Raw genomic sequence first — 20870 nt, forward strand, 5'->3', positions numbered from 1 at the left:
AAACCCTTTCAAAAGTTGAAAAGTTGAAGAGTTGAAAAGTTGAGGAAACCCCAAACCTTTTGATTTGCGATTTTCCAGGAACCTCCCCCCAACCTAAATCTAATTTGTGTTCATTGCCTTAAAATTTGCGTGCATTTGTGGAGGATTTTAATTGAAGGCGAGGGTATGGGGGACGGGATCCTAATATGACGACCCTTTCATTAAAAAACAGATAAAAAAAGAGCCCCTGCAAATACAGAGGCTCATTTCTCACTTCTCACTTCTCACCTCTCATCTCTCACTTCTCATTCCCTCTCCCTGGGTCCTTCGATCAGGACGAATTGGGGTGGGCTGCCGGCGGCGGTGCATTGGTATTCGGCTTCGAGGTATGAGCGCGAGAAGTTGTCGTTATAGGTCTCAAATCCCACGATGTAATGCACATCGATGCCACCGGTCTGTGGCACGGCATCGGGATATTTATGCTGGAGCAGCAGGATGAGTCCTTCTTCAACGATGCGGCGGAACATCTCGTCGATGGCGGCTTCGGGGCCTTCATTCTCGAGGATGGCTCCCAGGTCCGGATCCCAGTAGTTGCCTTCGGCGTCTTTGGAAGTACGGCGGGCAGCCAGGCGCATGTCGAAGTTGCTGTAATAGGCAGAAGCTCCGAAATAATAGCCAAAATCAACATAGGTGGCGTGGGGAATGGGGTCGCTGGTGGCCAGGAACATATAGTCGGACTGCCCCATGATGAACCTCACCGTGGGGTCGAAGGCCCAGCCCTGTGCCCCGTAGATGTATTGCTCGGTGCGCTGCTCGATGTCGGAGCTGCGGATCCATTCCACCCCGTCAAAGGTGTAATGGGCGATCTCGGTGAATGCGCCACCCGAGTACACACGGTATTTCACCACCTGCTCCTGTCCTTCCACGGCCAGGGGGTAATTGTTCCTGAGCCAGGCCGGCACATAGAGGTCGGCGGGATAGTCGTCGGAGAAGTTCTGGAAGGCAGCGATATCGCCGCCGAACTGGTCATAGTCAGCTTCCGTGAACTCATAACCCACGAAGGGCAGGTTTTCAGTTGTTTCGACCCACACCCAGGCCTCGCCATCGTACTCATAGAGGTCGAGGTTTTGGGTCTCTTCTGAGCCTTCGAGGAAGTTGTAGATGATGTTGATCTCATCGCCGGCCCCGGCATTGGGATAATTCTTTGCCAGGAACCCTGGCAGGCTTTCGTTAGCAGGGTTTTCGGGCGTAAAGGCATTGCCGGCCACGCCGATGTAGTCGTAATCGTCGGCGGTGAGCACATAGCCAAAGCCGGCCTGTTCCCAGAGGGGCTCATCCTCGCGGAAGTTGTAAGTCACCAAGGCGCTGCTGCCCAGGTTGAGGGCGATGAATTTACGTGCCAGCAAGGCGGGGATGTGGTCCATGGCGGGCTGATCGGGGGTAAAGGCCTGTATGGAGGCCGCCGTTCCGCCGATGGAGGTGTAATCGGATCCGGTCAGGGTATATTCAATGGCCTGCTTGTAAGGGGTCTGGTCCATGTCGAGTTGTTCGTACAAGGCCTCATTGGGGTCGCACGACGACATCAGGAGCATGGCAAAAAGCAGGCTGAAGATTGATAGTTGTTTCATATTAAAAAGTTTTTTAGTTTCCATTACCTAAAACCGGAGTTTAAAGCTCAAACTCCAGGTACGTCCGAAGCCGTAGTACACCGTGGCGGTATCGTAATCGTAGGAGGCGCCGTCGGTGGCATCGGCAATGTATGCGGTATCGAAAAGGTTGTTGACGTTACCCACCAGGGAAGCATTGAGGTCAGCGATGCGGAAGTTATACCTGGCGTTGAGGTCGAACACCTGGTAGGAAGGCATCTGCCAGGCTTGTGTGCCGCGCTGGGTTTCCACGGTGCGGTTCTCGACGTTGAAATCGGCATAGAGGCGGTCGAAATGGGTGAAGTCGAGCCCGAGGAATACCCTGGGCAAGGCCTCCCAGTCGAAGCTTAAACCAGCAGTGGTCTGGGCGGAATTGCCTCTCATCAGGCCTTCGGAAAACACCTCGAAGGTGCCGATATACTCCTGCTGTTCGTTGTAGATGTCGGCAATGACATCATCGGTCCATTTCCAGTCGCCCACCGAAGCCATTCCCTTCACGGAAAGCTTGGGCAAAGGGTTGGCTACCACGTCGATCTCTACGCCCTGGTGGAGGGCGTTGAGGCCGGTAAGGTTAGCCAGCACGGTTCCGATGCTGCGGGTCAGGGCTTTGTCGAGCCAGTTGGTGCGATACAGGGTCAGGTTGCCCGAGAAGAACCTGCTGCGGTAGCCATAGCCCAGTTCGGCCGACTGCACCCTTTCGTGCTTCACCCCTAAATTGAATTCGTTGGTGTAGCCGATAAAGGCATACCTGAAGAAAGGTGCCCGGGTAAAATAACCCCCGTTGATGAAAATGTTGTGGGCATCGGAAATATTGTAGTTAGCTCCACCCTTAATGCTATAGGCGTTAAAGTTGAACCAGTCGGACTGGTTGTTTTCGAGTTCACTCTCTGGATAAAGATCGGGGTTTGTTTTGTAGATGAAATAGTCGGTGCGGCGATAGCCCGTATGACTCAGGGTGGCCGACAGGAAAGCCGAGTATTTATCCTCCACATATTCCGCTTGTGCGAAAAGGCCTCCCCAGCGCACCTCGCCCATATCGTGGTAGCTGATCATATCGCCTTCGCGCAGCAGGCTGTTGGCGGGACGGTTCACGTCGCGTGAGTTGCCACTGGCAGTCACGTCAAGGAAGTATTCACCCCCAAGCAGGTCCTCGACCTCATAGAAGTGATATCCCTTGTAATAGCGCAAATCCACACCACCAGTGACCTTCAGATTATTGAAGTCGCGGTTGAGGGTGGATAAAACGCCGTACCAGTCGTGCTGGTTGACGGCATTGGCGATGATAGCCTTTGAGCCTGTCTGGGAAAGGGCATTCTCTGCCATTACGGCATCGTAATCCAGGAAACCATTGGGCGTCAACTTGGTCATCTCGTAGGGCAGGCCATCCACCGAGTTAAACCTGAGCCAGTTGGCGTTGTCGCCATAGACCCGTCTTCCGCCGCCGGCCGACTTGGAGGCATAGGCCGAGGTGGAGAGGGTGGTTAGGTCGTTGATGGACCAGTAATGGTTAAGGGAGACCTGGGGCTTGTGGTAATAGTTGTAGGAAGCGGTATAGAGCTGTCCGTTCATAAAGCCCATGGCGGGGTTATAGCGGCGGTAGTCACGGTGCTCGCGATAGGTCTGGATGAGCTGGCGCGGATAGCGCTGGTTATGGGTTTGCGGAGCTCCAAAAGCCGTCAGTGCCAGGGTATGGTCTTTTGACAGTTGTTTCGACACGTTCAGGAAATAAGACCAGCCTTCGTAATCCAAGCCATTGACATAGCGGGTACCTGCCGACCTGCTTCCTGAGAAGGTGGCGGCCCAGCCACTTTCGAGCAGTCCTGTAGACAGGGTCATGGTCTGCTTGCTGTATCCATCGCTGCCGAGTGCGGTAGACACGGATCCCCTGCGCTGGGCATCGGTGGAACGGGTAATGATGTTGATGGTGCCGCCCACCGAGCTGATGGCCAGGCGTGAGGCCCCAAGGCCGCGCTGTACCTGCATGGTGCTGGTCACATCCGACAGGCCGGCCCAATTCGACCAGTACACGCGGCCGCTTTCCATATCGTTGACCGGCACCCCGTTGATGAGCACCCCGATGTTGTCGGAGTCAAAACCCCGCAGGTTGATCCTCGAGTCACCATAGCCGCCGCCATCTTTGGTGGCATACACGCTGGGGGTGAGTTTCAGGATCTCGGGGAACTCCTGGGTGCCCAAGCGCTCGGTGATGATCTCGGCGGAGATGTTGGATATTGCTACCGGCGTCTGCCGGTCGCGGGCAAAGGAAGAAATCACCATCACCTCCTGCAAGCCTATCGCGCTGTCCTCGAGGGTAATGACGCCCAGGTCGGTGTTTTGGTTGGCCGTAATGTCGAGGATCTTATCCTCATAACCCAGGTAAGAAATTTTGATGGTGAATTGTCCGGGCTCGGTGGTGATCTCAAACGAGCCATCGAGGGTGGTGGTGGTTCCCAGGGTGCGCCCCGTGGTAACATTGGTCACTTCCACCAATGCGGCGGGCAGAAACTCACCTTGCTGGCCGGCAACCTTCCCCTTGATGGAGATGCCGTAAGAGGGCATGCCCCAGGCCAGGAGAAATGCCGCAGCAAAAACCAGGTTGATCAGTATTTTAAATTTTCTCATACAGAATGCTTGGTTAGATGAAATAAGCAAAAACAAAAAGAAAAAGGGAAATGCCCCATGCAGCTTTCCTTTTGAGGGGGTTGGCGTACATGAAGCATTTCCGGGAGGTAAGTTTAACGGCTCACCTGGAGTTTCTGAACCCGGGTTTGCGAGCCGGCTACCACCTGTACGAGGTAGATGCCATTGCGCAGGACACTGGTGTTCAGGGTGATACGGAAATCATTAACAGGCTGTTCCATCAGCAGGCGGCCGCTGAGGTCATACACCCTGATCAGGTCGATTTGCTCAGGGCTCTCTACTGTAAAGGTGTTGCCAGCCGGGTTGGGGAACAAGCGCATGCCCAGGGTTTCGGTTTCTTCAATGGCCGTAGAAGGTTCCATGAAGTCGGTCAGGGAGCGCGGCAGCAAGCGGGTGTCTTCGTAGCGCTGTGTCACCACGGCGATGATGTCTTTGGGCGTCGTTGGCACATCGGTACCAAAATAGTCAAGAGCCCCTTCAGCGTTGGGGGTACGGATCTCGCCATCGCCACTGGCATCAGAGATATAATAGGAGACGTTTTGCAACCAGGTGGGCTCGTTGCCTTCATCGAAGGAGACCTCACGCACCAGCACCAGCATGGCCTGGTGGTCGACGGTAAGATCGGCCAGGGTCAATTCGAGCGGTTCAACGGTGTTGCCGGTTGAACTTGCCGGGCCCGGATCTTCCTGGGGAACAAGCTGGAACATGTTCTGGAAGGCGGCTACCTTGCATACCAGCCCGGTGATGCCGTCATAATTGTCATAGGCTGTTTCGATGATGCCATCGGGATCGTCGATCATGGTGGCGCCGCTGGCGTCCTGAATGAAGATCTGCCCGCGGTAGGCCAGTTGCTGGTGGGTAATGACCACTTCGCCGGTGATCCGGTAGGCTTGGTCGCCAACGCCTTGTTCAATCAAAGAGGCAATGTCAGGAACCTCAACAACGGCAGGGGCTTCAGCAATGCTGACTTCATCCACCCACCAGTTGTGGGCATCTTCGCCTTCATAGACAAAGGCAATGTAAATGACCTGTCCGGCATAGTCTTCCAGGTTGAATACTTTTTCAGTGTAAGCGCTCAGGGGTGCATTTGATTCGTACAGTTCCGCAAAGTGCCCATTCTCAGGAAGGCCGCTGCCGGTGGAGATCCACACACCACTATAGCCATAGTCATCCATATATTGGTTGCGTTCGAGGAAGCTCAGCAGCATGGCTTGTCCGCCGGGTTCTACTTCGGGTAACTGGATCTGGGGGGTTACCAGCCAGCTCTTAGCCATTCCGGTCTGGACAAAGGCATGGTACGCGCCGTCACCGCCGGCCACCCATTCGCCATCGCCTTCCGGATAATAGGTGTTCCAGCCTTCGGGCAGGAAAGTATCAAAGCTTTCTAACCAGGGGAATTCGGTGATCAGGTTGGCATCGACAGCCACCAGCATAACTTCTTCCGTGGCATCTGCTTCCAGGAGGACAATACCCGTTTTCTCCCAGTAACCATCGAGGGTCACGGTATAGTTATAGGCACCGCCAGGCAGGTCAGCAAAAACATATTCACCGGCGGCGTATGCCTGCTCATTGAGCGTGATAACGGCATTGGCCAGGGGGTCACCATTTTCATCGACAACATTGAAGGTCAGGTCATAGAAATCGAGAGAGATAAAATCATCCAGCGAGCGTGGCATGATCTGCATGGTAGCGTTAAACTGGTTGACCAGGGCGATGAGGTCACGGTTGGTCGTGGGCACCGGGGTTCCGAAGTAGTCCAGGGCGGCATTGGAGCCGGGGGTCCGAAGGATTCCGGGACCACTGGCATCAGAAATGTCGTAGCTGGTGCTGGGAGCAAAATTGGGGTTGGTAGGGGTATCAAAGGTCACATTCCTGACAATGATCAATTGAGCCTGGTGGTCTGGGGTAATGTCGGCCAGTTGCACTTCCAGGGGTTCTATCACATTATCGGTGGATGTAGCAGGCCCGGGATCAGCCACGGGTGTGAACTGCAGCAGTTGATTGTAAACCGACAGGGTGCCGCTCAGGCCGGTCACGCCGTCGTATTCGTTGTAAGCAGTGGTAATAATACCTGCCGGGTCATCGATGACGATGGCAGCGGTGGCGTCCTGGAAGTATTTTTGGTTGCGGTTTCCATTCTGGTGGGTCAGGATGACCTCATTGCCCAGGGTGTAAACGGTGGTGCCATCCACGGCCTGGTTACGCAGGGCAGCGATGTTGGGCATTTCCGTAATGCCCATATCTGCCAGGCTCCTGGGCATTAGCTGCATGCTGGTATTGTATTGACCGACCAGGGCAACCATATCGATGGTTTCTTCAGGGATGTTGGCACCAAAGTAATCCAATCCGGCATTGGCATTGGGCGTACGCACCACCCCTGTCCCAGAGGCATCATAAATATTGTAGCTGGTGCTGGGAGAAAAAGTATTCTTTGCAGAAGGCGTTCCAAAGGTTACGCCCAGAACAGATATCAGCATGGCCTGATGAGCGGGGGTTACCTCGGCCAGGGTGAGTTCGAGGGGAACCACCACGTTGTCTTCACTGACTGCGGGTCCCGGGTCGGCGGTCGGGGTGAACTGCAGCAATTGGTTGTATAAGCTCAGTGTGCCGGTAAGCCCCTGGATGCCATCGTATTCATTGTATTCGGTGGTGATGATCCCTGCAGGGTCATCTACCAGAATGGCGCCGGTGGCGTCCTGGAAATATTTCTGGTTGCGGTTGCCATTCTGATGGGTCAGGATAACCTCTCCGGTAACGACATAGACTGTTCCATCGGTGGCACCTGTGGAACGAAGCGTGGCAAGATCGGCCATTTCCACCGGATCCTGCGCCTGGATGGCTAAAGGGAACAACAGCAAGGCTGTAAGTACAAGATTCATTAAAAGGCGTAAGGTGTTCTTCATAGGGCTTGGATTTTTGTGTGAAAGAATGTATTGATTTAAAATAGATTATGTTTTGGCGAATTTTGATGGGTTTCAAAGATATTCATTTGTGGCGGCCTGAGCAGGGATTTTTTATTGAATTTATTCACAATTTATTCACGATGTCATTCATCCGATTGAACCAAACAAGATAAAATGCGTTAATTTGCAAACCAAGATTGCCGGTATGACCCCTGAAACCCTTGCTGAGTTAAAACAAGATGAGCCTGCCTTGATGCTGTATTTCCACAATGATGTTTGTGGGGTGTGCAAGGTGTTGTGGCCCAAGGTGGAGGCCCTCATAAAGGAACGTTTTCCGCAGGTCAGGGTAATCCGGGTAGATGCCAATGAAAGCCGTGAGCTGGCCGGGCAGTTGCAAATGCTAAGCATTCCCGGCATCCTGCTTTACCTCGACGGACACGAATATTACCGCGGCAATGGCATGGTCTCCATTGGCCAACTAGGGGAGCAGATCGCCCGGCCCTACCATCTGCTGTTCGGAGACGCCTAATGGAAACCCCTTCCGCCAGTTTTCCTTTTCTTTCCTGGGGCATTTACGCCTGATTTTCCTGAAAATTTCAACGCAGACTCTTTCTGGATTTTGAGGGACATCTTGCCTTTTCCGAAAGCCATCATAAATGACTAAAAATCAAATCATTTTTAAATAAAATTGATTATTTATTAATTTTTATTTATTTTTTATTTGATTTTATTTATTTTTGTTTTACTTTTGAAAACAGAATCAAACGTTTTGTAAAGGTGAAGAAACCATTGATCCATACGGCCGTGAACAAAAAAATTCCCATTCAATGTCCTTCCTGCAGCGGGCAGCTGCAGGTACGCAGCCTGGAATGTCCGGCCTGCCATACACGTGTGGAAGGGCTTTTTTCCCTTCCATTACTCACCAGCCTGAGCGAGGAAGATCAGCTGTTCATCATCGAATTTGTGAAGAGCAGCGGCAGCCTGAAGGAGATGTCGAAGCACCTGAAGCTGAGTTATCCCAGTGTTCGCAACAAACTGGATGATCTGATTGCCGATATTCGCAAACTTCAAAGGGAGAAAAACCATGAGCTGGACAAGTGATAAAAAGTTCTGGTACAACCCATTCGATTACCTCGCAGGGGGAAAAGCCCTGCTGATCGGGCTGGGATTAATGGTGCTGGCGTCGTTGGCTGGAACCCTAACCCATGTCTGGTTCCCTGGGGCGCTCGATCTGAAGCTGGATTATGCAGGTTCGTATTGGATTCATCTGGGCACCAGCGTCATGAGCTGGTTGGTCGTGCTGGCGGTACTTTATCCCCTAGCTTTAGGTCTTACATCGTCGAAGATACGCCTGGTGGATATGGCGGGCACGCTGGCCCTGGCACGGGCTCCGCAGTTACTTGCAGCCCTCACCGGCACCGGGGCGATCGTAAGCAAGGCCATGAATAACCTGCTCTACACCCTGACCCGGGATTCAGGGCAGGCCATCCCCCCTCAGCTCCTGGGGACCCTCACGCCCGTTGACCTGAAAGGCTGGGAATGGTTCCTGGCCTTCAACCTGATGGCCCTCCAGCTGCTGACCATCATCTGGATGGTGGCCCTGATGTATAACGCCTACCGCATCAGCGCCAACCTGAAAGGCAACCGGGCCGGGATCAGCTTTGTGATCGGCCTGCTGATCGCGGAGGCCCTCTCGGTCTTCCTCGTTTTCCGGTTTATTCTTCCAATGCTTTGACCAAGTTTTTAATACCCTCTTTTTCTAAATTAAAAAAATGCAACACCATGGAAACAAGTTTTAATGAACTGATCCGGGCCATTCCCGCCTGGGTCTACGGAGTGATCCTCTTCGACGGGATACTGAAACTCATCGCAATGTACGCCGCTGCCGGGCGCAAACAAACGGTCTGGTACATCTGCCTGGCCATCTTTAACACCGTGGGGCTTTTGCCCATCGTTTACCTCTTGATCCACGGGAAAAAAACGGAAGTCATTCAATAACGCCCAAATCGCAAAACATTTTCAACCATGAAAACAATTTCATTATCCCTCCTTGCCTTGTTTTTCATCTTCCTCAGCCTTCCCGGAGCCCTTCGCGGGGCGCCGCCTGAGGCCTATGAAAACAGTGCGGCCCAATTCATCCTTTCCATGCAGGAAGGCACGGCCGATGATAACCTGGACATTTTTACCGAAGAACTGCGCAATGCCCTGGGCGACATGAAATTCCAGGACATCTGGGCCCAGCTGCAGCAGCAGGTGGGACCATTCAGTCATATCATCCGCTACATCCACGAAGACACGGGGGATTACCACACCGTGCTGGCTGTGAGCAAGTTCAGGAATATGGACCTGGCCCTGCGGGTGGTCTACGATCCTTCGATGAAGATTGCAGGCCTGCAGTTCGTCCCCGCCCCTCCCCTGTCCTTCACCCCCCCACCCGCTTATGCTGACACCACAAGCTTCACGGAGGCCGATCTGGAGCTGGACTGCGGGGACATCAGGCTGCCGGCAAAGCTTACGATGCCGGTAAGTGAGACTCCTGTTCCCCTGGTGGTGCTGGTCCACGGCAGTGGTCCCAACGACATCGACGAAACCATAGGCCCCAACAAGCCGTTCAGGGACATTGCCTGGGGGCTGGCCTCGCAGGGCATTGCCGTGCTGAGGTATGAGAAACGGACTAAGAACCACGCCAACTCCCTCGACATGGAGCGGGTGACCCCCTGGGAGGAGACCGGCATGGATGCCGTGATGGCAATAAAACAAGCCTCACTGATGGAAGGCATTGACCCGGGAAGGATCTTTTTGCTGGGACACAGCCTGGGGGGCATGATGGCCCCTGAGATCGTCAGGCAGTCGGGCCAGCTGGCAGGAGTCATTATCCTTGGAGGTAACAGCGGGAAACTCTATGACGTGGTGGTCCGTCAATACGAATACCTATCCTCCATCCAGGACCCCGACAACCAGCACGGCTCCCGCGAAGAGACCGAAAAGATCCGTCAGAAGGCGGCCCTGATCCGTTCGGGCGCACTTATCCCCGACACCCCGCGTGAAGAAACGATCCTTAACTCCCCTGCAAGCTACTGGCTCTACATCAAGGATTACGACCAGGTGGAGACGGCCCGCCAGCTTGATATCCCCATCCTGATTCTGCAGGGCGAACGCGACTACCAGGTGGATATGCAGGAATACCAAGGCTGGCAGGAAGGCCTTGGGGACAAGGCAAACGTGACCATGAAAAGCTATCCCGGCCTGAACCACCTGTTCTTCTCAGGCGAGGGCACCCCTAACCCGGCCGAATACAGCCAGGAAAAGAACACCGACGTGCAGGTGATCAGGGATATCATCGCCTGGATCAAAAGTATCTGATAGTACAATGAAAGTTGCCAATCCCGGATAACAGGGATTGGCAACTTAAAAATTGGAATTATAATGCTCTTTGCTTATTGATTTTAATGTAAAAAGCTTGTCCTGGTTTATTCAACCATCAGGGTCTTATCACCTGAAGCTTTTGCACTTTGATGCCGCGGCTAGTAATAACCTGAACGAAATAAATGCCTGCTTCAATGCCTGCAAGATCTATTACCTTTTCGGAAGCATTCGGGATTGGAATCTCGGTTACTCCTTTCCCTGTAAGATCGAGGATCCGAATGGTCTGGATAGGGCTTCCCGAGCGGATGGTGACCCTTGAGGAGGCAGGATTGGGGAACAAACGCACCTCTGTAAGGGCAAGGTTTGGGACAGATGCGGTGCTCTGGAAAACCGCCTTCAGGATCAGGTCACTTTCAGGCATGGTAAAAGTCATCTGGGCCATATCCCCAAACTCCTCCCCGCCTTCATCTTCCCATTCCAGGAAGATGTATCCGGCGGCCGGGGTGGCGGTAATGGAGACCTCAGCACCTGCTTCGTAATCGCCTTCACCTTCCACCGTGCCACCCGCTTCGGGCACGGCATGCAAAGTCAGGGAATACACCGGAATTTCAACAAAAGTAGCGGTGATGGTCTTATCGTTGTCCATGGTAATGGTGGTCAGGGCTTCGGCAGAAACCAGGTCACCTGACCAGCCTTCGAACAGCCAGCCTTCTTCTGCCAGGGCTTCCAGGTTCACGGTGGTGCCTTCTTCCATGCTCAGGGGCTCGGAATAGGCCACATCGTCGACTTCAACGGTGCCGCTTCCTGTGATGGTGATGGTAAGGGTAACCGTTTCCGTTACGGCATTGCCCAGGGTGCCATTGGGGCGGAGGTTCTGGGCAAACAAGTCGGTGCCTCCGGAGCGGTCATCCTCCCAGGCAAACACCCACTGCCCGCCACTAAAGGGGGCGATATCCGGGTGCACTTTATTGGACTGCACCGAACAGATGAAGGCCTCGTCGGGATCCCATACAAACAACCCGTCCTTGTCAAGGCGGGTGGCCCGGATGGAGGTCTCACTGGCATTGAAGTAATGCTCGTAGACCAGGATCACGTTGTCGTCAACGGGCATGGCAAAAAGCGGGAGCAAGGGTTGTGGGGTCACGGGGAAGATCACCTTGCCCTGGTCGCCCCAGAGCAGCTGGCCGTCGGGATTCACCTTCTGGCCGAAGATGCCCCATTGGTTTTGGTCGCCGGTCACTTCATTCCAGTAAACGTAAACATCGGGATCTCCTGCAGGCCTGGCCAGCTGGGGGTAAAACTGGTTAAAGCTGGTGCGATTGGAAAGGAGCACGCCATTTTCGGGCAGGAGGAGCTGACCGTCGCCATCCACATGATGCAGCCATGAAGAAGCGGCCGTGCCGGACTGGCTGAAGTCGTGCCAGGCCATATAGAAGCCATCGTTGCCATCGTTGACAAAGGGGACGATTTGATACCAGGCCTGAATGGTGCCCTGGTTGTAGACCACGGTAAAGTTGTCCCAGACAGGTTCTCCGGCAGCATTGTATCGCTGGGCAAGGATATGGCGGGTAGGTGCCCAGCCTGGCCCGCTGTCATCAAAGATCTTAAGGATCACCTCGTCCTCGCCAACGGGAAGGAGTTGGGGCCAGGAATAGGTATTGGTTCCGCTGAGGGTGATGCCCCACTCGCCCCATAGCTTGATACCTTCCGGGCTGATCTTTTGCAGGATGACCACGTTATCGGCCTGCCAGGCAAAGACAGCGTTGTTGCTGGCGGTGACCACCACCTTGGGCGACACATCGAAGGCACTGCTGCTCGAAAGCATGATGCCATCAGGCCCCCAGACGAATTCACCCTCGGGCGAGATCCGGTAAGCCACGGTATTGTTGTCGCCCGATTCACGGATATCCTGCCAGGAAAGGATGGCATGGTTTTCGTGATCCACGGTCATATCCCAGTCGGTGAGCCAAGTCATGCTGGGATGGTCGCTGATCAGCAAGCCATTCTCTTCCCAAAGACGGTTTCCCTGGGCATCATAGCGCTGGAGGCGCACGTTGTAGTTCCCTCCCTCCAGGGAGAAGTAACCGATGTAATAATAGCCATCAGGCCCGACCCCGATTTTCGGGATCACTTCTTCACCAGGCAGGTTGGTAACCTGTAAATTCACTGCGGCATCATCGCTCCATTGAGCCATAACCACCAAGGAAAGAAAGCACAAAAGGAAGAGTAGTTTTGTTTTCATAAGGTTGCGGATTTATCAATGAAATTGTTGCCCTTAAATTTAATAAAAATTGAAAATCAAGGCAATAGACATACAAGATATTTTCGGAATCTAAAAAAAGACAAAAAAAACCGAGCCGCCTGAAGGCGGCCCGGAAAAAAGAGAAGTTATTTTTACCGATTACGAATCCATTCTTAGGGATTTATTTGATAATCAGCTTGTCTGTCATCATTCTTGCGGCTGTCTGAACCTGAATGATGTAGGTTCCAGGCTCCAGGTCTAAACTGATGATGTTGTGTCCATCGGGAAGCTGGTTAGCGTAAAGGAGCTGTCCGTTGAGGTCGATGATTCTGACCTGTGCAGGCTTGGGAAGCACCAGGCTGAAATTTCCGTTGCTGGGGTTGGGATAGACCTGCGGCTTGTCCCCGGTCAGGCGTTCATCCATATCCACAGTGCCCAGGATCTCAACAGAAGCTTTTTCAGAGACCCCGCTATGATACACCGCTTCGACTTCCACCAGGTGGGTGCCGGCCTCCAGTTCGGTAAGCTGGTGGCTCATGTCAGTGATTTCTGAGGCTACAAGGCCGCCATCGAGATACACATTGAACGACTGCACGTGGTCGAACGGCTTCTGATACTCCAGGTCATCAAGGAGCAAAAAGTAGGTGTCGTTTGAGACATACTGGATAGCCAGGTATTTTGTGCCTTGGGGGGCTTCAAACGTATACTGGGTCCACTGCACCGGAGGAACCACACCAGAGCCCTGCGGGAGGGCGGTGAAGTCGTCAGGCTCGATTCCAGTGGTTGAATATTTCACGTGGAAGGTCTCTGGATATTGACTTACCAGGGAGCTGGCCATGAAAGAGAAGGTACCGGGTCCTGCCGGAATAATCAGCCAGTCGTCATTGGCGCCACCAGGGCCAGCCATGGCCACCAGGTAACGGCGCCCTGAAGAAGCTACCAGATTAACAGGGGGAGTGGTGGCAAATGGATTAAACACCATATAAGACATGGGGCTGCCTGCATCGGGCCAGGAGAAGTTGGTGTAGGTATAGGTTTCCAGGCCATCACCATCAACCAGGATGTAATCGCCTATGTTGGTTTTCCCGAAATCGGGATAGGATTCAATATTGTCGATAAAAGCACCATGGAGCGACCATGACAGGGTAGCTGAAGAGCCGTCTTCGTTTAGTTCGGCTTCCAGATCAGAAGGCATGACCTTGTATTCATAAACCGGCACTTCCAGGGTTTGGCTTTCCATAACAGCAAGGTTTTCCATTTCCAGCAGCTTATAGTTGTCCATCTGGACTTCCAGGTTGTAGTTGCCTCTCCAGACTCCGTCAAAGCTTGCAGGGCTTTCCAGGTCTTCCACGTGGGTTTCATACAAGTAATCGTTGTTCCACAAGCGGATATAAGCCTGTGCAGGAGCCAGCGCATTGGGTTGGAGCAGAAGGGATAGGTCGAAAATCATATCCAGTGGCAAAGGATTCGAGAGGGACATCTCAGAGAACACCTCAGGACCATACTGTGCGAGGACGCCATAGCGGTAAACGCCGGGCTCCTCTTCCTGAATGCTTGTATCGAGGAAGGCGTTCCCGGTCACCGGGCCGGGAGTGATATCGGTCCAAGTGGATGGCTCAGCATCAGCAAGACCTCTGAAGACCTTGTATCCCATGGGATCAGCTTCAACGGTTGTGTGGACGATGCCGTATATGTTCCAGTTCTTGTTGGTAAGGCTCATGCCGGTCCAGACCCCATCGGAGTAAAGCATGCTGCCTTTCTTAAGGGGAGCGTTTGGCCCCTCATCAATTCCGATTGGGTAAGCACCATATCCCGGAAGGAAATGTATCCCGATCCAGAATTCCTGGGTCTGGTCAATGAGGATGGCCTGGTCCAGTTCGAAGGTGTACCAGCCTTCTTCGCTTGCGAAGCCCTCTTGTGAATGGAGCAGGGTGGATGCGTTAGTGCCCTGGAAAACCTTGATGATGAAGTTGGCGTGGTTGTTAAAATAAACCTTTACGTGCGTCAGCTTTCCATTCTCTGGAATCGATGCCTGCAAATCCACATAGGAGAACCGGATGCCTGCAATAAACTCCTCACCGCCAAAGCCCCAGCCATCGTTTACATTGGTTTGGGTGCCCCAGGCGAGCATGGACTCGTGGTCAAGGCCATAGGGAATTTCCCAGTTCAATTGTGCACCGTTTTCAGCCAGCTCAGCCACAACGTTCATTGGTTTGTGGGGCTCAGTGGTCAGGGTGATGTTGCCCAGGGAGTAATCTTCTTCTTCACTGGTGAAGCTATCCTGGTAGGAGTAATATAACGGATGGATCACTTCAATCTGGTATTCTTTCCCGCCATAAGCCTGGAGACTGAAGGCGCCGGTTTCATCCGTAACGGTATTGAAAGCGGAATACCCGCTGAGGTTAACATAGGCATTGGCCAATGGGGTGCTGGCCTGGTTGAAAACAGTACCAGAGATTACCACCGGATCGGCATTGTAAAGGGTGATATTCAGTAACCTTTCTTCATTGTCAGAAACAGTTAAGGATACTACCTCTGCATTGAAGCCTTCCTTGAAAAAGGTAACTTCATAATTCCCGGGCAAAAGGGCTGGGATCTGGTAGGTTCCATCGGCAGCAGTTACCACGGTCTCCTGCTGATAGGCTTCCGCATCGCCTTCGGCGGGCATCAAAGATACAGTGACATCCTGCAGGCCGGCTGTGCCATCATCCATTGTAACAATGCCTGATAAAGAGGCATAATCTTCAACTTTTGTGGTTACGATACTGGGAATGGTGCCTATTTCTTCAGTGGCCCAGGAGGCAGGTTGGGTTGAAATGGTGCTCATATCAATCCCGTAGCCAATGGCGTAATAGGTACGAATGCCTTCTACCTGGGTGTTGTAAAAAGCACGGCCGGTAAAGCTGGGAGGACTTGATATGAGGGGCTTAACGACGGTAATGATCACATTTTGTCCGCTGGCGGCATCATAAAAGAAGGGCTGATCGAGGTCAATCTCAATGGCACGGGGGCCTGCCTGAAAGGCGATGGGGCCTTCATAAACAAGTTTCTGGTTGCCAAAGTATTCCCAAACCACATTGCTGGGCGTGGAGCCAAATACCTGGCGGTTGGTCGTACTCATATAAACCTTGTAATTACTGGATCCGTTACCTGAGCCGATGTTACTGAAATAAGCAATGCTGGTGATGAGGCCACCCTCACCCATTTGATCAGCGGTATAAATGCTCTGTGAAATCATTGAATTACGGGACAGCTCAAATACCTGTTCAGACTCGTATTTTCCCCAGGTCACCGGTTGCTGGTTCGCTTCCATTCCCGAATAGGCGTTCTGAAGACCTGGTTCTCCAGCCTCTTCTTCGCTGATGTGTGCAACGATAGAATAGGTGTAAAGATTAAAGTCAGGAATTTCCGTTTCAACGAAGGAGGTGTCAGGATGCATGGTGACCAGAGTCTCCGTTTGGCTGCCAGCTGTTCTTGTTACTGTATAACCAACAACAGGGTCCTGCAACATCCCTCCATTGGCCCCATAGTTAACGGCATTCCACGAAACAACCGATTGCAGGCTTTCGTTTTGTGTTACCATGATTGTATGCGGAGCGCCAGGGGTAGTCTCGTAATCCAGGAAAAGGAAGGGGGAAGAAGAGGGCACACCTTCGCCCTCACTGTTATAAGGTACCAGGCGGTAAGCGTAGAAGCCCGTTGACACAAGGGTGTTGTCAGTAAAACTGGCAGCCTCTCCAATCTCCTGATCGGTGAGGTCTGTTAGAGGTTGAAATGTCATGGGATGGGTCCCGCGAAAAACCTTAATGCCGCTTAATTCTGCCAGAGGGCTTTCATCCTGCGTTATTTCAGGGTTGATCCAATTCAAATGGACGGCCATTTGGTCACCTAATTCAGTTTCGGCATCTAAATTGGATACAGGACCAGGGGCGAGATAAGGGACAAAAGCGTTGAATTCAATATCATCAACCATCAGGCAGTAGGCATAAGAAACACCCACGATGGCAATGTGTTTAGCATTGGCAGGGATGGAAAACTGATGCCTGGTCCAGGTAAAGTTGGCAGTAATGGGATTACCCCCATTAAAGAATATGAAATCTTCAGGATTTGTACCTTCAAAGGAATAACCAACCTTAAAATGCTCATCACCGAAAAAGTCAAAGGTACCCTTGGCATAAAAGGAAAACTGCCCGCCATCGTGGGGAGCCAGCTCGCGGGTAATCATCCAGTTGTTGCTGGGACCACTATTGGAACTAATACTCATGAAAACCTTCTCTCCAGAGCGCGGCTGAAACTCGGGGAAAGTGTTGACCGGATTCGTCTTGGATGGGTTATACAAAATAAAAGCCTGGGGTTGGTTCTTATTGGGATAATCCTGGAAGGGCCCTGCAGGAACCAAACCATCCAGGTCACTCATTATCCAACCTTCAATATTGTCTATGGCAAAGTCGTCATGCCATTCTGCATCATCCTTGAAGGAATAAAGTAAGCCCGTATTTTCTCTCGTTGTTTTACCCTCTGCGCTCATCGCCATGGAAACCATTGCAAAGGTTGTCAACATTAAAAGGGAATACATGATAATCGTTTTTTTCATTGCTCAAAATTTTATCTATACTTATATATTTTGCCCGGCTACAAATAAACCTTTCTTTATTAACACAAACAAATGAATTTACGCTTTTCGCTCTATAGGTTTAAATTTCAAAGAAAACATGATTTACACAAGGCTTAAGCCGTTTTCAAACAATTTGGCTTATCATTAAACTCAAAATCTCAAGGGAAAATATTAACAAATTCAGGTGAAAGCCGGGTAAACTCAAAAAACAAAAACCTTTTTCCCACATCTTTCACAATGCCCGGAGGAATCGATTCCATTGAGCGTGGTAGCATATCTGTTCCGTTCAGACAGCAGGCTTCCGCAACCCGGACAGCGGGTGGCGTTCATCCCGGATCGCCCTTGAACATTTCCAATGTAAACATAATACAAGCTTTGGCTGGCTATCTCATACATCCGCTTCAAAAGTTCAAATGGTGCAGGAGGCTGTTGTGTTCGATAAGAAGGGAAATACCTCGAAATATGCAGAGGTGTATGCTCCCCCAATTCCCCGGTTATCCAGTAGATCATCTCCTGAAATAGCACCAGGTCATCATTCAGCCCGGGGATGGCAAGAAAAGTGATCTCCAGGTGTGCTCCCTTTCGGGAGATGACCAGCAAGTTCTTTTTTATGATATCCAGGCTGGCTCCGCACTGTTTGCGGTAGAAATCGGGGCTAAAGGCTTTCAGGTCGACATTGAAGGCATCGCTTTGCTGCAGCAAATCCTCAAGGGGTTCAGGCTGGATATAGCCATTGGTTACCACCACATTTTTCAAGCCTGCTTCCTTCATCAACACAGCCGTATCCAACATAAACTCAAACCATACTGTAGGCTCATTATACGTATATGCCAGTCCAATACCCCCTGAAGCAATGGCTTTCTCAGCAAGGCTGCGGGGGGTGACAGGTTTCAGCTGAGAGAAAGCCTCCCTGCCTGCCTGTGAGATACTGCTGTTCTGGCACCAGCCACAATGGAAGTTGCATCCAAAGCTTCCTGCAGAAAGGATTTGATGCCCGGGAAAAAAATGATAAAGGGGTTTCTTCTCAATGGGATCCAGGTGCAGGGCAGTGATCCTGCCATAATTTTCTGCGATAAGGCGCCCGAGTATGTTTCTGCGAGCATGGCAAAGACCCGTATCCCCTATTTCCAAACGACAGAAGTTGGGGCAAAGCTTACAGGTAATCGTTCCATCCTCATGATGGGTATAGTGCCTGGCTTCCTCCATAGTCACCCGAGATAATGACCATGGAATTTAAGAAATTTTTTGCTGGAATCAAAATTCAGGCTGGGATGGGATGCACATATTTCAAGGCCTCCACAAACTTAACCTTCCTGGTAAACATCCAGATGCCAAAGCCCATGATCAGCATCACTAAGGCGGATACGGCATACCCGTTCCATCCGGTATTTGCCAGGAATTTCCCCATGTCCTCACCCCTCACATTTCCCCCAGTCTCATAAACCAACGGAATAATGACGTTTGGCAACAAGGTTCCCATGATTCCCATCGAAACCAGTATGGCTATCTTCTGGAAAAACAAATGGCTTTCCTTGTTCAAAAAAATCATCAGAAAAAACCATAATAACACAGGCAAGATCGGACCAGCTATTGCAATCAAGGCGCGCTGGGTGGAAGTAAAGTCGCCGGAAAACTTAACGTGAGGAGACCCTCCAAACAGGTTGACATCAAATTGATTCACCTGACCTCCAAAAATTTGAACCATTAGAGCGTGAGCCCATTCGTGAATAAAGGTATAAACCTGGATGATCATCAAAGCCAAGAAAAGCAAAAGAAGCACATTGACCATTCTTTGTTTATCCATAGAAAAAATTATTCAAAAAAACGCTGGCATCAAGACAGCCAATGCTGAACACATAATTTGACTTTTCTTAACTTTACCAGCAAATAACATTCACAATCGATGGGCGTAAAACTAATCAATTTTCTTTTTATCCTACTGCTTTTATCCGGCTGTAATCCTTCCAACAGGCAGAATCAGCCATCCACATCATCCGGTGAAGCGAACAATCGGGTGGAGTTCCATGCCTTCCAACAACTGCTTGATGGAGCTTCCGTGAAAGGCGCCATCCTGGTTTACAATGCCCGGGAAGAGACATTGCTTTCCAATGATTTCTCCTGGTGTCAGCAGGGACATCTCCCGGCCTCCACCTTCAAAATCCCCAATACCATTATTGCCCTGGAAACAGGAGTGGCCAATGAACAGACCCTCTTTCCCTGGGATGGGCAGGAGCGGGCCCTTGATGCCTGGGAACAAGACCTGAATCTGCGCGAGGCTTTCCACTTTTCATGCGTTCCTTGTTACCAGGAGATTGCCCGAAAAGTTGGTTCAGAACAAATGAAATTGTGGCTTGACAAACTCAGCTATGGCACAATGGACGTTCGCCACGAAAACATCGACCGCTTCTGGCTCGAAGGCAACTCAAAGATTAACCCTTTTCAGCAGGTTGATTTTCTGAGGCGTTTCTATTTTAAGGAATTGCCCATTACCGATCAGACCCATCACTTGATGAAGCAAATCATGGTGATAGAAAGCCAGAATGACTGGACCCTGAGTGGAAAAACAGGGTGGTCAATCCGTGAAGGCCACAACACCGGTTGGTTTGTTGGCTACCTTGAGAAAGGCGGTGAAGTGTATTTCATAGCCACCTGCATTCAACCCACAGAAGCCTTCAATATGGATATGTTCAACATTATCCGGAGGCAGATCTCATTGGAAGCTTTCCGGGTAATGGAAGTCATTCAATAAAAATGAAAAGTGAAAAATGAAAAATGAAAATTATCTGGTTTCATTTTTTCACCCTTCACCTCTCATTTATCTTTTCTTATCTCTTTTATTTTAATCCAGCTTCGGGGCTTTCATCTCTTGCCCTCCCTGTTTTAAGATCAGCGCATTGGTTTTACCGGAATCATCCATAAGGAATTCAATGGTGGCGGCAACGACTTTGGGGAAGAAAAGGGTCTCAGACCGTGCAAAGATCTCGAATTTTGATTGGCCGGTTGCCTGGGTCATGAGCTTGCCATCTTCCAGTGTAACGGTAAGGATGAAACCGGGGGCAAGTTCATATTTCCCCGTATAACGCTGCAGGATTTCCTGCGGAAGCTGCAATTCCTCTGGTTTTTCAGGCAAAGGCAGGTCGGTAAGTTTCATGGATTGAGGTTCACCTATGCCAGTCTTAAAGAGGGCAGAAGTGACTTTTCCGCTTTGGTCCCTTTGAAATTCAATGGTGGTCAGCGAATTTTCATAATAGAACTTATCCTTTTCATAAGGAAATATCCTGAAAGGGGTTCCATCGGTTCGCTGGGAATAGAGTTTACCTTCTTCCACAAAAATGGCACGTCTGACCTCATCATCTCCTTCATAAACTCCTGAATATTGTTGAAGGGTGGCGACATCTACTGGAATTTCTTTTTCGGGAAATGGTTTGCCAAGGACCTGGGCAGCAATCCTGAGGGCAACATCTTCAGGACTCTTTCCG

At 51.3% G+C, this 20870-nt stretch carries 14 protein-coding genes; 6 read left to right on the forward strand and 8 right to left on the reverse strand.

The annotated features are described in order from the left end of the window. Window positions 1–284: 284 nt before the first annotated feature. From V2I46_12260 to V2I46_12270, 3 genes are all read right to left on the reverse strand, one after another. Window positions 285–1607, reverse strand: coding sequence for a hypothetical protein (locus tag V2I46_12260; protein MEE4178269.1), 1323 nt, complete (start codon window positions 1605–1607; stop codon window positions 285–287). A gap of 27 nt (window positions 1608–1634) precedes the next feature. Beyond that, window positions 1635–4247 (reverse strand): TonB-dependent receptor plug domain-containing protein, encoded by a 2613-nt coding sequence (locus V2I46_12265; protein MEE4178270.1) that lies wholly within the window; start codon window positions 4245–4247, stop codon window positions 1635–1637. Window positions 4248–4360: 113 nt separating this feature from the next. Then, window positions 4361–7168 carry a DUF5689 domain-containing protein gene (locus V2I46_12270; GenBank protein ID MEE4178271.1) on the reverse strand — a complete coding sequence of 936 codons (2808 nt, stop codon included), beginning with the start codon at window positions 7166–7168 and terminating at the stop codon, window positions 4361–4363. 184 nt (window positions 7169–7352) lie between these two features. Here V2I46_12270 and V2I46_12275 point away from each other — a divergent pair, with 184 nt between their 5' ends. The 5 genes from V2I46_12275 to V2I46_12295 all read left to right on the forward strand — a co-directional run bounded on the left by V2I46_12275 (window position 7353) and on the right by V2I46_12295 (window position 10531). Then, the gene (locus V2I46_12275) at window positions 7353–7697 is read left to right on the forward strand and encodes a thioredoxin family protein (GenBank protein MEE4178272.1); all 345 of its coding nucleotides are present in this window, start codon (window positions 7353–7355) and stop codon (window positions 7695–7697) included. 248 nt (window positions 7698–7945) lie between these two features. Next, complete coding sequence (locus tag V2I46_12280) at window positions 7946–8269, forward strand: DUF2089 family protein (protein MEE4178273.1); 324 nt, start codon at window positions 7946–7948, stop codon at window positions 8267–8269. Next, a complete protein-coding gene (locus tag V2I46_12285) occupies window positions 8253–8903 on the forward strand; it encodes a hypothetical protein (GenBank protein MEE4178274.1) in 651 nt (216 codons plus the stop codon). Before V2I46_12280 ends, V2I46_12285 begins: the two co-directional genes overlap by 17 nt. Window positions 8904–8950: 47 nt before the next feature. Next, window positions 8951–9166, forward strand: a complete 216-nt coding sequence (locus tag V2I46_12290) for a DUF5652 family protein (GenBank protein MEE4178275.1) — start codon at window positions 8951–8953, stop codon at window positions 9164–9166. Between the two features lie 27 nt (window positions 9167–9193). After that, window positions 9194–10531, forward strand: a complete 1338-nt coding sequence (locus V2I46_12295; GenBank protein MEE4178276.1) for an alpha/beta fold hydrolase — start codon at window positions 9194–9196, stop codon at window positions 10529–10531. A gap of 118 nt (window positions 10532–10649) precedes the next feature. On the opposite strand, the gene V2I46_12300 is transcribed toward V2I46_12295, so the two are convergent. The 4 genes from V2I46_12300 to V2I46_12315 form a co-directional block, all read right to left on the reverse strand. Continuing rightward, window positions 10650–12776 carry a T9SS type A sorting domain-containing protein gene (locus V2I46_12300; GenBank protein MEE4178277.1) on the reverse strand — a complete coding sequence of 709 codons (2127 nt, stop codon included), beginning with the start codon at window positions 12774–12776 and terminating at the stop codon, window positions 10650–10652. Between the two features lie 181 nt (window positions 12777–12957). Continuing rightward, window positions 12958–17370: a choice-of-anchor J domain-containing protein gene (locus tag V2I46_12305; GenBank protein ID MEE4178278.1), complete on the reverse strand. Its 4413-nt coding sequence runs from the start codon at window positions 17368–17370 to the stop codon at window positions 12958–12960. A gap of 222 nt (window positions 17371–17592) precedes the next feature. After that, window positions 17593–18597: an AmmeMemoRadiSam system radical SAM enzyme gene (gene amrS, locus V2I46_12310; GenBank protein ID MEE4178279.1), complete on the reverse strand. Its 1005-nt coding sequence runs from the start codon at window positions 18595–18597 to the stop codon at window positions 17593–17595. A 55-nt stretch (window positions 18598–18652) separates the two neighbouring features. Beyond that, complete coding sequence (locus tag V2I46_12315; GenBank protein ID MEE4178280.1) at window positions 18653–19195, reverse strand: M50 family metallopeptidase; 543 nt, start codon at window positions 19193–19195, stop codon at window positions 18653–18655. Window positions 19196–19294: 99 nt separating this feature from the next. Between V2I46_12315 and blaOXA the strand changes: the two genes are divergently transcribed. Further along, window positions 19295–20140, forward strand: coding sequence for a class D beta-lactamase (blaOXA, locus tag V2I46_12320; protein ID MEE4178281.1), 846 nt, complete (start codon window positions 19295–19297; stop codon window positions 20138–20140). A gap of 90 nt (window positions 20141–20230) precedes the next feature. On the opposite strand, the gene V2I46_12325 is transcribed toward blaOXA, so the two are convergent. Further along, window positions 20231–20870, reverse strand: a 640-nt coding sequence (locus V2I46_12325) for a DUF3471 domain-containing protein (GenBank protein ID MEE4178282.1), incomplete at its 5' end; no start/stop codon positions are given.

Origin of the sequence: Bacteroides sp., assembly GCA_036351255.1 — a bacterium.
In the GTDB taxonomy this organism is placed as follows: Bacteria; Bacteroidota; Bacteroidia; order Bacteroidales; family UBA7960; genus UBA7960.